Genomic DNA, 13,450 nt, shown 5'->3' with positions numbered 1-13,450 from the left:
GGCATGGGAGAACAGGTGCACAGGCACGGCAGGCGGATCAAGGCGGCGGCAACGGTGGTGACGGCGGCGGCCGTGGTGGGCATGTTCGCGCCCGCCGCGGCGGCGGACCCGCTGCCCGGCGGGCTGGGGCCCTGTCTCGGCAGCGACTGCCCGTCCACCTGGAACGACCCGAACAACGGACCGGTCGCCGGGTTCGACAGCAACATCAACATCTATGTCGGCGGTGACTACCTCGTCAGGGAGGCGGCTGCCGAGGCCGAAGGGAAGATCGTCACGCTCGGCGTCTTCGACATGGACAAGCGTCCGGGCGCCTCACAGATCTACAACGTCGGTGTGGCCGGGGTCGGTTCGCGCGTGCCGCCACCGGACGGCTCCGACTATCTGACGGTGGGCGGCGACGTGACCATCGCCCCCGGCGAGCGGCTGCTCGCCGAAGAGGGCTCCCACTCCGGCAGAGTCGCCCACGGCAGCGGCCTCACCGGCACGGTCAACCCCACCGGCGCCCCGCACTTCGTCCAGGACGCCACCGCCCCGTACGAGGCACTGCGGGCCCGGCTGACCGAGGCGAGCCACTGCTACGCCTACGAGGGCGACGCCCACCGCAGGGCGACGGGCAGCTGGCTGAGGGCGGGTGACACCACCACGTTCACCGGTGACGGCACCTCGGCCATCCAGATCTTCGACGTGGACGCGGATCTGGTGTCCGCCGCGGGTGGTGACACCGGCTTCGCCTTCGCGGACATCCCGGCCGGAGCCACGGTCCTGGTCAATGTGTACGGCAGCACCCGCAGCGTCAGCACGCTCATGGACACCCTGCCCGTTCCGGGGCTGCGCGAGCACCTGCTGTGGAACTTCCCGGACGCCACCGACCTCACGCTGTCCGGCTCGGGCCAGTTCCAGGGCAGCGTCCTGGTCGGCCGGCCCGACGGAACGACGACGCTCCGGATGAGCGGGACCAACGGCCGGTTCTACACGGCCGGTTCGCTCACCCACACCTCGGCCGGTGAATCGGGCGGCCAGGAGCTGCACGCGTACCCCTTCGACGGCGACCTGCCCGCCTGCGGCACGGAACCCACGCCCACCCCGACCCCGACCCCGACGGAACCGACCCCCACGCCCACCGAGCCCACCCCCACCCCGACGGAGCCCACCCCGACCCCGACCGAGCCCACCCCGACGCCGACGGAACCGACCCCCACCCCGACCGAGCCGACTCCGACCCCCTCGGAGAGCAGCCCCGGCCCCAGCCCTTCGCACTCGCCGGGACACCCCGGCGGCGAACTCCCGCACACCGGCTCCCGGGGCGGCGAATGGATCATCGGAGGCATCGCGGCAGCGCTCGTCGCGGCCGGTGGAGCGGCCCTGGTGACCGCGCGCAGGGCACGACGCCGCAACGGCTGATACCGGCGCGCGGGCCCAGCCCTTAGCGTGGCCGGATGACCGAACCGTTTCTGCACATCACGGAGGAACCCCTGTGGGAGGCGGCGCGCGGGACGGGCAGGTACGAGATGTCCACGCGCGGCCGCACCCTCGCGGAGGAAGGTTTCATCCACTGCTCGCTGCCCCACCAGCTCGCCGGTGTGGCACAGATGCTGTACGGGGCCGATGACCAGGGCCTGGTGGTCCTGGTCATCGATCCCGGCCGGCTCACGGACCCCGTGCGGTACGAGGCCGTGAAGCCGGGCGGAGAGAAGTTCCCGCACCTGTACGGACCGCTTCCGGTGGACGCGGTCGTGGAGGTACGGCCCTGGCAACGAGAGGAAGACGAAACCCAGTGATCGGCCCCCTCACCGCGGTGACCGGAGCGAGCGGCGCGGTCGGCGGCCGGGTCGCCCGGCGGCTCGCGCGCACCGGCGTCCCTGTCCGCCTGCTCGGCCGCGACCCGTCCCGGCTGCCGGACCTGCCCGGCGCGGTCCACGCGCCCCCGGCCCCCTACGGCGACGCGGAAGCGATGCGCCGCGCCCTGGACGGGGCACACACCCTGTTCCTGGTCTCCGCCCACGAAAGCCCCGACCGGGTGCGCCAGCACACCACGGTGGTGGACGCGGCCGTCGCCGTGGGCGTCGAGCGGATCGTGTACGTGTCGTTCCTCGGCGCAGCGCCGGACGCGACGTTCACCTTCGCCCGCGACCACTGGCACACCGAGGCGCACATCCGCACCAGCGGGCTGCGGTACACCTTTCTCCGCGACAGCCTGTACCTCGCCGGCATCCCGGCGATGACCGGCGCGGACGGCATCCTGCGCGGGCCGGGCGGCGACGGCAGGGTCGCGGCCGTCGCGCACGAGGACATCGCCGACTCCGCCACCGCCGTACTGCTGGACGAGAGCACCGGTCATGACGAACGGGTCCACGACCTCACCGGACCCGAGGCGTTCACCCTGGCCGAAGCCGCCGAGGAGCTGAGCCGCCGCACCGGACGGACGGTCCGCTACGTCCCCGAGACCCGGGAGGAGGCCTACGCCTCCCGTGCCGGGTACGGAGCCGAGGACTGGGAGGTGGCCGGCTGGGTCACCTCCTACGAGGCCATCGCGACCGGTGAGATGGCCGCGGTCTCGGACGCCGTACCGTCCCTCACCGGGCACCCGGCCATGAGCCTCGCCACCTATCTGGAGGAGAACCCGGACAGCTACCGCCACCTGCTCGCCGGGTCCTGACGGCACGGGACCGCCGGCCCGCGGCACCGAGGCAGCCGGCCTGGAAACGCCCCGGCCCGAAAGCCCCCCGGCCCGGAACACCGCCGGCCCGGAACACCGCCGGGCTCAGCGCCACGGAATGTGGCGCCAGGGACTGCCCTCGCTCTCCGCCAGAAGGCGGTGGGCGAGGACGTTCTGCTCGTAGAACGGCCCGTACTCCTCGTCGTCGAAGCGCAGCACCCGGCCCAGCGCGTACGCCGCCGAGAACTCCTCCCACGAACGGTAGGCCGACTTGCTCAGCGCCCCGGCGTACACGATCGCCTGCTCCGCCTCCGCCTGGGTGCAGTAGCGGGCCGACAGCCCCCAGCGCGCCAGGTTCACGGCGCGCCCGTAGTCGTAGGCGACCGTGGTGCGCACCCGGCCGTCCGGCGGCAGCAGACCGTCCGCCCGGAACCGGGCCTCGTACCGGATGATCCTGCGCACCAGTTCCTCGATGCCCCGTACGCCGTCGGGGTCCGCCCCGATGTCCTGGGCATGACCCGCGGCGGTCTCGCGCCACAGGTCCGCCGAGGGGGGCTCGCCGTACACGACCCGCAGCTGCTCCCGGGCGCGGAGCGCGAAGTCCGGCTCCGGCGGGCTGTTACGGGCGTCCAGCAGGGCGTTCAACTGCTTCTGCCAGCCCGCGTGATCGGTGATCCCCCAGGAGTCGCGGAGCTGTTCGCGCTCCTGTGTGTAAGCGCGGAAGACCGTGCCGATCTCGTTCCACGGCACCCCGTTCCCGATCGCCAGATGCACCCCGCAGGCCAGCCCGTAGGCCAGTGGCCCGTGCAGCGCGCCGTGCCGCAGCGCGAGCAGCCTGCCTCCGTCGGGGCGGTCGTTCTCCGCGTAGCGGCGCAGCCACAGGGCCCGGTGCGGGGGTGTGGTGGGCAGCAGGAGCTGGGCGGGCGTACCGACGTTGACGCCCAGCAGCTCGCGGGGGTCCGGCCAGTCGAACTCGGCGATCCACCGCAGCGAGACCCCCCGGAACACCCAGTCCGGATGCCACGGCGGCAGCATCCCGCGGGTGAGCACCGGCATGCAGACCTGTCCCGACGGGTCCCTGTGCGGTCGCCAGGTGATCACCCGGGGATCGGCGTCGACCTCGGCCTTCGGCGCGGGGATGTACAGCTCCGCACCGGCCAGCACGCGCAGTTGGGCCTCCGTGTCACCCCGCAGCCCGGCCTCGTAGAGCAGTTGCTCGGTCTCGGACGGCGGGTACCAGGGAGCCGGGTGTGCGGCCGGCGGGTGCGGGTTCATGACCAAGGGAGGTTCCGGTAGGGGCTCGTGGGGTCCTGGGTGAGGATGCGGTGCTGGGCCAGCGACTCCTGGACCTTGTGGCCCGTGCCCTCGTCCTCGTCGAAGTGGATCAGCCGGGTCAGGCAGTAGCCGAGCGAGAAGTCCGCCCAGGAGCCGTACGCCCGCCGGGCCAGAGCGCCGATCCGCAGGACCGCCTGTTCGGCCTCGGCCGGCTCGCAGAAGCGGGCCCCCAGGGCGAGCCGCACCACGTTGACCGCCCGCCCGTGGTCGAACGCGGCCAGGGTGTCGACGCGTCCGTCCGGCGCGAGGAAGCCCTCGGCCCGGAACAGGTCCTCGTAGCGCACGATCCGCCGCAGTGCCTCCCGCACCTCCGCGAGATCCTCCGCGTCGGCGCGGTGTGCGGCCGGCGCACCGGTCAGCGCCTGGGACCACTCCTCGTGGGAAGGCGTGCGGCCGAGCCGGGTGGCGAGGGCTGACCGGGTGCGCAGGACGGACTCGTGGACCCGGCCGACCAGCCGGGCCCGCATCAGGGAGTCGAGCCGTTCCCGGTAGTCGGCGCGGTGGTGGATGCCCCAGGGGCTGCGCAGCCGGTCCTTGTCCGTCGGGTAGTCCTCGTACGCGGCACCGAGCTGGTTCCAGACGAGGCCGTTGTGCAGGGCGAGATGGGCGCCGAGGGCCAGCCCGTGCGCGAGCGGCCCGTGCAGCGGCCCGCCGCCATGGGTGAGCAGCCGGCCCGCCCGCGGCCCGCCGGACCGCGCGTCGGCCTTCAGCCACGCCCGGTGGTGCCGGGTCCGGGCCTCGACGAGGGCGGCGTACGGAGTGCCGTGATTGACCGAGAGCCACCGGCGGTCCCGCGGCCAGGCGAGGGCGAGTTCGGCGAGCCGGGTCCGGCGGAACACCCACTCCGGATGCCAGGGCGGCAGCATGCCCGGCGTCAGCACGGGGACACACGTCCGGCCGGTCGCGGGATCGTGGAACGAGGGGAGCGGGGCGGTGAAGCCGGGGGTGTCGGCGTGCAGCCGGGGGAGAAGCACATACAGCCGGGTACGGGAGAGGACGTCCAGGACCGCGTCCGCGCCGCCGCGTGCCGTGGCCTCGTGCAGCTCCCGCTCGATGTCCGTCGGCGGCGGGGCGCCGTGTTCCGCGCAGGCTCCGGCGGGCGGCGTGGGGCCGGCTCCCGGGTGCGACGGCGCCGGCAGGCCGGTGGTGCTGTATGTGTGCGGCCCTGCCCCCGCACCGGTCCCCGTGGTCACGGGGACGATCCTACGAAACGGTGACCGGGCGGGGACGGTCACCAGGGAACGGGCCCGAAGTTCCCGAGGAAGCCGCCCGTGGGGCCGCCGGCTCCCGCCATCGCCGTCCGCACGATGATCCCGGCGCCCTCCTCGACGGTCAGGATCCCCCGGTGGCCGTTCAGATCGGTGGCCGTCCAGCCGGGATCCACCGCGTTGAACCGGATCGCGGGGTACGTCATGGCGTACTGCGCGGTGAGCATGTTCAGGGCGGCCTTGGAGGAGTTGTAGCCGAGGCTCGGGTAGTAGACGGGCAGGAGGGGGCGATAGCGCTCGGGCTCGGCGGCGATGGCCAGGGAGCCGAGTCCACTGCTGACGTTCACCACGGCCGGCGACTCACCGGCCTCCAGGAGCGGCAGGAACGCCTGGGTCACGCGCACGACCCCGAGGACATTCGTCTCGTACACCGCGAGCACGTCCTCGGCCGTCATCTCGCCGGGCTCCTTGAGGGGGCCCGTGATGCCCGCGTTGTTCACGAGGACATCGAGGCGCCCGCTCCGCTCGCGTACGGCCGCCACGGCCGCCCTTACGGTTTCGTCGCTGGTCACATCGAGGAGTACGGCGTGCGCGCCGATCTCCTCGGCGACCGCCCGCCCCCGGTCGAGGTCCCGTGCGCCGAGATGGACGGTGTGGCCCGCCTCGACCAGCCGCCGTGCCGTCTCCCGGCCGAGGCCCCTGGTGGCGCCGGTGATGAGCGTCGTCGTCACGGTCGTGCCCTCCCGGACGAGCGGCCGACGCCGGCGTCGGCACGGACATGGGCGCCGACTTCGGTCCGGGGCGCGGGAGAGGTTCTCGGTTCCGTCACCCCGTCATCGTACGATCGCAACTCGAAGGCCGAATCGGCTAGTTCATTCTTCCGGGAGTCCTGGTTCCCCGGCTCCGGCAGGGGCCGTTCAAGTCCTCTCCGGCGTCGGTCAGTCGGCCCCGACCGCCCGTCCGCTCACGCTGACGCTCACCACTCCGGTCGACCCGGCCCGGCGATCGGCCGGGTCACGGACGCGGGCCCGCGCGGCCGGGGTCACCGCGACGGCCGCCCGCGCCCGGGTTCCCGGCGATTTCACCCGGATGGCCGCGTCCGGGTGGCCGCACCCCGCCGGGCGGCGGAACCTCAGGGTTCGTAGGCCCACCCGGATTTCGGGGTCTGTCGATCGGACTGTGGAGGTCCCCATGAGCAACGCGGCGCAACAGCATCGGACACCGCCGTCCACGACGAACTCCTGGGCGACCGGCGGCCTCGTCTTCGCGGGGGTCCTGATGCTCGTCGAGGGAATCCTCGGCATCTTCCAGGGCATAGCCGCCATCGCCGAGGACGACGTCTACACACGGTTCGGCGACTACGTGTTCAAGTTCAACCTGACGGGCTGGGGCTGGATCCATCTGATCCTCGGCGTCGTCCTGTTCATCACCGGGTTCGGGCTGCTCAAGGAGTCCGCCTGGGCGCGCGGCCTGGGTATCGGGCTGGCCGCACTGAGCATCATCGCCAACTTCATGTTCCTGCCGTACCAGCCCATCTGGGCCCTGGTCGTCATCGCCATCGGGGTCTTCGTCATCTGGTCCCTGAGCACCGTCGAGCCCCACGGCAAGATCTGAGCGGGCACCGCGGGCACCGCCGCCCGGTCTCCGGGAGGCGGTGCCCGCGTACGTCGGGGTGACCGGCGGGAAGGGCCGCCGGCCGCGCCGCTACCTCACGGACGGGGCCGTGGACGGTGCCGCTGAGGCGGCCGAGGACTCCTCCGCGGGCTGACGGATCAGCATCGAGGCGAGCAGGGCGAGCACCGTGACGACCACGGCCAGGGCGAACGCCGTGCGGTAGCCGCCGAGCGTGCCCGCACCGGCCAGTGGGCCGACCAGCGCGATGCCCACCGAGGCGCCGATGCCGAAGCACGCGCCGTTCAGACCGGGGAGCGCGCCGGGGCTCTCCTTGGGGGAGAGCACGACACCGAGGCCGTTGAGCATCGTCAGGGCCAACCCGTTGTAGAACACGCCCAGCGCGCAGCAGACCGCGAGAACGGCCCAGCGGTCCCCGGCGAAGACGGCGGCCACACCGAGTGCCAGCGCCGAGGCGAGCAGTCCCGTACGCAGCATCGGCAGCCAGCCCTTGCGCGGTGCCAGCCAGCCGGCCACCGGGGCCGCGAGCAGTCCGATCGCCGCCGGGGGTGTCAGGAACAGCAGGGCGGCGAGCGTCGCCGACATGCCGAAACCGGCCTTCTCGTCCTGGCTCAGCAGGACGACCGTGAAGTTCATGGCGGCGAAGACACCGACGAGGGTCAGCAGCGTCGTGGCCATCAGCGGCCACACCTGACGGGAGCGCAGATCACGCACCGCGATGAGCGGGGTGCGACCGCGCTTCTCGATCTGCCAGAAGGCGAGGAACAGTGCCGCCCCCACGACGGCGAGGACGGGCGGCCACAGCGAACCCCAGCCGTGCGCGGCGCCCTGACTGATCGCCTGGTTCACGCAGACGATGGCGGCGGACAGCGAGGCCGCGCCCCACCAGTCCATCCGCCCGGCGTCCTTCGCGGGCGGGGTCCCGGGCACGGCGCGCGCCACACAGAGCAGGGCGATCAGACCGGTGACCAGGATCGTGCCGAAGATCCACCGGAAGCCGAGCCGGTCGGCGACGAAACCGCCGAGGAATCCGTCCACGCCGCCGACCCCGCCGTTGAGGGCGGTGATCACACCGAGCGCGGTACCGAAGCGCTTCGGGGACATCGATTCACGCAGCAGGAGGTACGTCAGCTGGAACGTCGCACCCGAAGCTCCCTGCAACACCCGGCCGAGGACGAGGAGTTCCACGTTCGGCGCGAGCATCGCCAGCACGGTGCCGGCGCACATCACGGCGAGCGAGGCCAGCAGGACCAGGCGCCGGCCGAGATGGTCGCTCAGCCGGGACAGGACGACGCCCGCGACGCCACCGACGAGGAAGAAGAGGTTCTGCGAGAGCGCGACCGTACTCGCCGCCGCGTCGAGCTCGCGTGCGATCTCCGGCAGAGCGGGCGTCACCATCGACGCGTTGAGCTGGAAGGCGACGACTCCGGCGATCAGCGCGGGCATCAGGAACCGGTGCGTACGGGGCCCGGTCGCGGCGTCCCGCAGTGGGACCCGGCTCATGCGGCGGCGCTCCCGCCCGTACGGATCCGCTCCACGAGCCGTTCGGGGAAGCGGCCGTCGGTCTCCAGGACGACCCGGGCGTTGGCGTCGGCCCGCTCGGGGTACGAGAGGTACATCCCGCGGGTGTCCGCGACGAGGGCGCCGCGCGCCGGACCGTCGCCGGTCTCGACGCCTACGTGCAGCCGGGGGGCGAGCAGCGGGGTGACATGGCCGACGGCTATCGCGGCGGCCAGCGGATCGTGACAGGCCGAGCCCCGGTAGGGCAGCGCGACCTCTTCGTGGAAGTCGAAGTAGACGTCGAGCACCCGGGCGGCGAAGACGCTCGCGGCGGAGCCATGGGCGAGGAGATCCCGCTGCGTGGCGGTGGTGAGGTTCTCCCGCATGGTGACGTCGAGCGGGACGATCGTCAGGTCCCAGCCCGCTTCCAGCACGAGCGCGGCGGCCTCCGGGTCGTTCCCGATGTTGGCCTCGGCGAGGGGGGTGATGTTGCCGGGGTGGTGGACGGCGCCGCCCATCACCGTGACATGGCGGATCATCTCGGGCAGCCGGGGCTCGCGGCGCAGGGCGAGGGCGAGGTTGGTGAGCGGGGCCGTGGCGAGCAGCGACAGTTCCCCCTCCGCCTGCCGGGCGGTCTCGATGATCAGATCGACGGCGTCCACGGTCACCGGGGGGGCGGCCGGGGAGGGGAGGCGGACGTTGCCGATCCCGTTGTCGCCGTGGACGTGGGTGGCGTAGTGGGGCAACGAGCCGCGCAGTGTCCGGTCGGCTCCCGGCGCCACGGGGATGTCGGTCCGCCCCACCAGTTCGAGGACCTGGAGGGTGTTGACCGCGGCCTGCCGGGCGTCGGTGTTGCCGCCGACGGTGGTGACGGCCCGCAGGTCGACATCGGGGGAGAGCGCGAGATAGAGGAGCGCGAGGGCGTCATCGACTCCGGTGTCGCAGTCCACCAGCAGGGCTTGGCTCGTCGTCATGTCACGTCGTCCTTGAAGTGATCGGGTTGGTTCTGTCGGGGAGCCGTACGCGGGAGCGGGTACGGGAGCGGGTACAGGAAGCGGTACGGGTACGGGTACGGGAGCGGTACGGGTACGGGCGCGCGGGCGGCGGGGAGCGGGGAGCAGGGGCGGGCTCCGGAGGGCCTGCGGGAGGCCGCGCGGGCCCGGGGCCGCGCGGGTGTCGCGCGGGTGTCGCGCCCCCGCCCCGGGCCGCGCACCGTCGCGCGCCCCGGGCCCTCGGACGGTTCAGCGGGCTTCGGTCGCCTCGTCGAAGCTCCGGCCCTGGGCGCCGGGCCAGGTCGTCGCGCGTGCGCCCGCCGCGACGGCGGCGCGGAGGGCGTCGGCCGGGGAGTCCCCGGCGGCGAGCCGGGCGGCGAGGGTGCCGGCGAAGCAGTCACCGGCACCGGTGGTGTCGACGGCGTCCACCGCCGGTGGCACGGCCTCGTGCTCGCCCCAGCGGGCGCCCCGGGCACCGAGCGTCACGCACACCGACCGGGCGCCTTCGCCGAGCGCCTCGTACTCGTGCTCGTTGACGACCGCGGGGTCGGCCAGACGCAGCAGCTCCGGGGGCACCTCGGCGGTGGGTGAGGCGTTGAGCACGACCCGTACCCCCGCCCGGTCGGCGAGCCGGGCGGCCCGTACGACGGCGGGCATCGGGGTCTCCAGCTGGAGCAGGAGCACCTGGGCCCCCTCCAGGGCCCCGGCGGCCCGGTCGGCGTCGGCCCCGGTGACGGCCCCATTGGCGCCGGGGATCACGATGATCGTGTTCTCGCCCCGGCCGTCGACGGCGATGTGTGCCTGACCCGTGGGTTCGCCCGGGGTGGGGACGACGCCAGCGGTGTCGATGCCGTCGGCGTCCAGCGCCGCGAGGTACCGGCGGCCTCCGTCGTCGTCGCCGACCCGGCCGACCATCCTGACCCGCGCCCCGGCGCGTGCCGCGGCCACCGCCTGGTTGGCGCCCTTGCCGCCGGGCAGCACGGTCAGGCCGCGGCCGAGCACGGTCTCGCCGGCGCCGGGATGCCGGGCCACGTGGGTCACCAGGTCGATGTTGAGTGACCCGAGCACCACCACGGTGGGCCGCTGCTCGTGCATTGTCAGACCTTTCGAGAAGGGAGAACGAGGCTTTTCAGATGATTCACACGGCGAAGACGCCGATCGACTGTTGAGTTGTCCTACATCTCTCCGGTCGACTGGAGGGACAGTAGCCCTGCGGAAGGCCCGCGACAAGGGGGGAAGGGCAACAGGGCAGGGCGGCGAGTATGCTCGGCGAGGCCGGAAGTCGTCCGACAACTGGGTGGGACGTCGACCGAGGAAAGGGGAACCGGGGTGGCTCAGGGCCGTACGCGACGCCGTCAGCCGAGGGTCGAGCTCTACGAACGGATCGTCGCCGCGATCCATGACGGGACGTATCCGTCCGGTACGAAGCTCCCCGCCGAACCCGTTCTCGCCGCCGAGCTGGGGGTCGGGCGCCCCGCTCTGCGCGAGGTGCTCATCCTGCTCCAGGAGGACGGGGTCATCACCCGCAGGCACGGCGTCGGAAGCCGGGTGAACCAGCCCCCCACCACGCGTGGGATCGAGCGGCTCTCACCCGTCGAGGCGCTGCTCGGACCAGGGACCGCGGTCTGCCGACGGCTCGCCGCCGACCTCGACGAACCGACCGACTTCTCCGGCTTCCATCTGCGCCTGCCGCCCACCAGCCGCGCCTGGTTCTGGGAGACGCTGATCGAGATCGACGGAGTCCCGGCCGGGTTCGCGCACGAATGGGCGGCCGACGCGCCGACACTCGCCGACCTCGGCCCGGACTTCCTCGACGCGATCGGTGAACCGGCTCCGGGGCCGCCGCCCACCAGCATGCTCGCGCTCCTGCTCGCCACCGTCGACGACCGTACGCTCGGAGCCAGGAGCACCATGGGCGCGACGATCCTCGGCAAGGAACGCGGCAGGGCGATGGGCAGGCCGCCGGAGACCCCGGCGATCCTGATCACCCAGGTCGTGACCGCGGACGCCCACCCGGTCCTCGCCGCGAAGTATCTGCTCCCGGCGGGCGCGCCGCTGATCCACCTGACCCAGCGGCACTGACACGCCAACCGGCCCCGGGGAGGGCGGTCGAGCCCTGCCGGGGCCGGTCGTGTCGGGCGCTACCGGGGCCCGTCGTACCAGGCGAAGGCCGAGATCCGCCAGCCCTCCGGGGTGCGGACGAACTGGATCGTCTTCGTTCCGCCGCCCTCGAACGGCTCACCGTCCAGGACCCCGGACTTGCGGTACTCGCCGAACCGCGACGCGATGTCGCCGGTGATATCGGTCCGCTCGGAGGTCTCCCACTCGGAGAACTCGGCCAGCCGGCCGTCCGCCAGCAGCCGTTCGCGGGGCGCGATGAACTCCTCCACGGTGCAGGCCGTGAACTCCGGACCGGTCTTGACGATCACGCCGCCGGGAAGAAGCAGCCGGCGGATCCGCCCCACATCGGCGGCCCTGCCGCCCCGGTTGTCGAAAGCGCCGAAGAACTCGGCGGTGACGGCGTCGATTTCGGCCTTGGGGTTGGTGGGGGCCACGGAGGTGCTGGGGTCCTTGGACGTGCTGGGGTCCTTGGGCATGGCGGGACGGTAGCACTCGGCCGGGGCGCGGTCGACGCCTCCGCTCACGCCTCCGCTCACGCCTACGCTTCGACGTACCGGAACTCCGGACCGTAGGTCGATCCGCTGTTGTCGGGCAGGGGGATCTGCATCAGCTGCTGCGCCGGCCCCTGGAGCTGGAACATCTGTCCGACTGCCTTGTTCAGCAGTTGCGCGGCTGCGGCCTGCGTCTCCGCCTGCCAGGCCTGCTCGATGAACCGCAGCATCGAGCTGTAGTGCTGGTTGAACGTGTCGAGGAGCTGCCGCACCTCGTCGGGCACCGCCACCGGCCCCTGGGCCCAGCCGCCGTTCGGGACCGTTCCCATGGGGAAGGTCTGCGGCATGGGGACCACGTCGCCCTGGAAGTCGAATTTCGTCGGGTCACCCGGAACCGGGATCAGCCTGCGACCGTGGAAGATCTCCCGGAAGGAGTAGAAGTGGGCCATTTCGCCGGGCGCGCCGGGGAAGGGATTCTCCGGCGAGGCGGCAGTCCCCTCGCCCTGCTCCTTGATGGTTTTGACAGCTTTCTCGACATCGTCGAACGAGGTGAGTGGGACGACGTTGTTCCCTTTTCCGTGGGACGACATGTTCCGGTTGACCTGTCGAGTGCCCGCGATCAGATCCTGATGATTCCGAAATGCTTCCAGAATCGCCGTGTAGAAAGCTCCGATCGAGGTATGACTCTCCACGGCCTCGACGATGGGGTCATCCGGCTTCTCGATCTGCGAGTACATGTCCAGCGATTGCTTGCTCAGCCCCGAGAGGGAGACGGACAGCTCGGGGCGCACGCCGCCGGGAAGCGGGCCGGGGTATTTCGGCACCAGTTTCTCGTCGGCGAGACGCGGGGTTCCGCCGATCGTGGTGAGCATGTTGCAGACCAGCCCCATGTGGGACATCTCGTCGAAGACGATTTCCTGAATCGTCCCGAACGCGTCGGCGCTCCCGCCCGGATCCTTGATCGACCAAAGGCCGCACAAATAGGGAGGAAGCGTGGCGAGTTCAAGCATGATGGCCTGCTGCAAGGAGTCCTTGAGCCACTGCTCGTCGTGCGCCTCGGTGGGCACCTCCATGAGCTCGGCGATTCTGTTGCTTTTGTAGTTGAGAGCTGTCGTGGTCATGGATGACCCCTCGCTGGTTGTGGTTTTCTTCCCATCGTGGACGACATGCGCTCGGCGAATCGGCGGCGCGCGGGTGCGCGCTCCCGGATTGCACCCGCCCAGGCGATGCTTGACGAGAAATGATTGAACGTCGAATCGCGGGGCCGGTGTTCCCCGGAATCGTTGCCGTGCCGGAAGCCGCCGCTGGAAAACGTCAGTGATACCTACCTGGCGGCATTCGAGGACGTCCGGCCACCGGTCCCCACGCGGCCGGGATTCCTGAGGCACGGCACGGCACCGCACAGTACCGCCTATCCGTGCGGCCCGGGAAAACGCTCCGCGTGCGCTGTTCGCATGAAAAGAGGATGGGCTTCGCACGTTCGGAGTCCGTATAGCTGTGCGGAAAGACGGGAGG

At 72.0% G+C, this 13,450-nt stretch carries 13 protein-coding genes; 5 read left to right on the top strand and 8 right to left on the bottom strand.

What is annotated here, in order from left to right:
- The first annotated feature begins 3 nt into the window (after positions 1 to 3).
- Genes ABT170_RS25225 through ABT170_RS25215 form a run of 3 tightly spaced genes read left to right on the top strand, consistent with a single transcriptional unit; the run spans position 4 to position 2,656 of the window.
- Entirely contained in the window at positions 4 to 1,401 is a 1,398-nt protein-coding gene (locus tag ABT170_RS25225; RefSeq protein WP_351870992.1) for a choice-of-anchor A family protein, read from the top strand.
- 35 nt (positions 1,402 to 1,436) lie between these two features.
- Positions 1,437 to 1,778: a DUF952 domain-containing protein gene (locus ABT170_RS25220; protein ID WP_329940355.1), complete on the top strand. Its 342-nt coding sequence runs from the start codon at positions 1,437 to 1,439 to the stop codon at positions 1,776 to 1,778.
- Positions 1,775 to 2,656 carry an SDR family oxidoreductase gene (locus ABT170_RS25215; protein ID WP_329940356.1) on the top strand — a complete coding sequence of 294 codons (882 nt, stop codon included), beginning with the start codon at positions 1,775 to 1,777 and terminating at the stop codon, positions 2,654 to 2,656. The genes ABT170_RS25220 and ABT170_RS25215 overlap by 4 nt, the downstream gene beginning before the upstream one ends.
- 105 nt (positions 2,657 to 2,761) lie before the next feature.
- Here ABT170_RS25215 and ABT170_RS25210 read toward each other — a convergent pair whose 3' ends face one another.
- The 3 genes from ABT170_RS25210 to ABT170_RS25200 form a co-directional block, all read right to left on the bottom strand.
- Positions 2,762 to 3,931, bottom strand: a complete 1,170-nt coding sequence (locus ABT170_RS25210; RefSeq protein WP_351870988.1) for a DUF1266 domain-containing protein — start codon at positions 3,929 to 3,931, stop codon at positions 2,762 to 2,764.
- Entirely contained in the window at positions 3,928 to 5,046 is a 1,119-nt protein-coding gene (locus ABT170_RS25205; protein ID WP_351871154.1) for a DUF1266 domain-containing protein, read from the bottom strand. Before ABT170_RS25205 ends, ABT170_RS25210 begins: the two co-directional genes overlap by 4 nt.
- A 176-nt stretch (positions 5,047 to 5,222) precedes the next feature.
- Positions 5,223 to 5,930 (bottom strand): SDR family NAD(P)-dependent oxidoreductase, encoded by a 708-nt coding sequence (locus ABT170_RS25200; RefSeq protein WP_351870985.1) that lies wholly within the window; start codon positions 5,928 to 5,930, stop codon positions 5,223 to 5,225.
- 460 nt (positions 5,931 to 6,390) lie between these two features.
- Here ABT170_RS25200 and ABT170_RS25195 point away from each other — a divergent pair, with 460 nt between their 5' ends.
- Positions 6,391 to 6,813, top strand: coding sequence for a DUF7144 family membrane protein (locus tag ABT170_RS25195; RefSeq protein ID WP_329940359.1), 423 nt, complete (start codon positions 6,391 to 6,393; stop codon positions 6,811 to 6,813).
- Between the two features lie 90 nt (positions 6,814 to 6,903).
- Here the strand turns inward: ABT170_RS25195 and ABT170_RS25190 are convergent, their stop codons facing one another.
- From ABT170_RS25190 to ABT170_RS25180, 3 genes are all read right to left on the bottom strand, one after another.
- Entirely contained in the window at positions 6,904 to 8,334 is a 1,431-nt protein-coding gene (locus ABT170_RS25190) for an MFS transporter (RefSeq protein ID WP_351870982.1), read from the bottom strand.
- Positions 8,331 to 9,305, bottom strand: coding sequence for a nucleoside hydrolase (locus ABT170_RS25185; RefSeq protein WP_351870979.1), 975 nt, complete (start codon positions 9,303 to 9,305; stop codon positions 8,331 to 8,333). Before ABT170_RS25185 ends, ABT170_RS25190 begins: the two co-directional genes overlap by 4 nt.
- A 267-nt stretch (positions 9,306 to 9,572) precedes the next feature.
- Entirely contained in the window at positions 9,573 to 10,418 is an 846-nt protein-coding gene (locus ABT170_RS25180) for a ribokinase (protein WP_329940362.1), read from the bottom strand.
- A gap of 234 nt (positions 10,419 to 10,652) precedes the next feature.
- On the opposite strand from ABT170_RS25180, the gene ABT170_RS25175 reads away from it, so the two are divergent.
- A complete protein-coding gene (locus ABT170_RS25175; protein WP_351870975.1) occupies positions 10,653 to 11,405 on the top strand; it encodes a GntR family transcriptional regulator in 753 nt (250 codons plus the stop codon).
- 59 nt (positions 11,406 to 11,464) lie between these two features.
- On the opposite strand, the gene ABT170_RS25170 is transcribed toward ABT170_RS25175, so the two are convergent.
- Complete coding sequence (locus tag ABT170_RS25170) at positions 11,465 to 11,920, bottom strand: Cif family virulence factor (protein WP_351870972.1); 456 nt, start codon at positions 11,918 to 11,920, stop codon at positions 11,465 to 11,467.
- 62 nt (positions 11,921 to 11,982) lie between these two features.
- The gene (locus tag ABT170_RS25165; protein ID WP_329940365.1) at positions 11,983 to 13,056 is read right to left on the bottom strand and encodes a ferritin-like domain-containing protein; all 1,074 of its coding nucleotides are present in this window, start codon (positions 13,054 to 13,056) and stop codon (positions 11,983 to 11,985) included.
- Positions 13,057 to 13,450 lie beyond the last annotated feature (394 nt).

Source organism: Streptomyces sp. NPDC001787 (assembly GCF_040297465.1).
Taxonomy (GTDB): domain Bacteria; phylum Actinomycetota; class Actinomycetes; order Streptomycetales; family Streptomycetaceae; genus Streptomyces.
The sequence above is the reverse complement of the archived record's forward strand: the minus strand, read 5'-3'. Positions and strand labels throughout refer to the sequence as shown.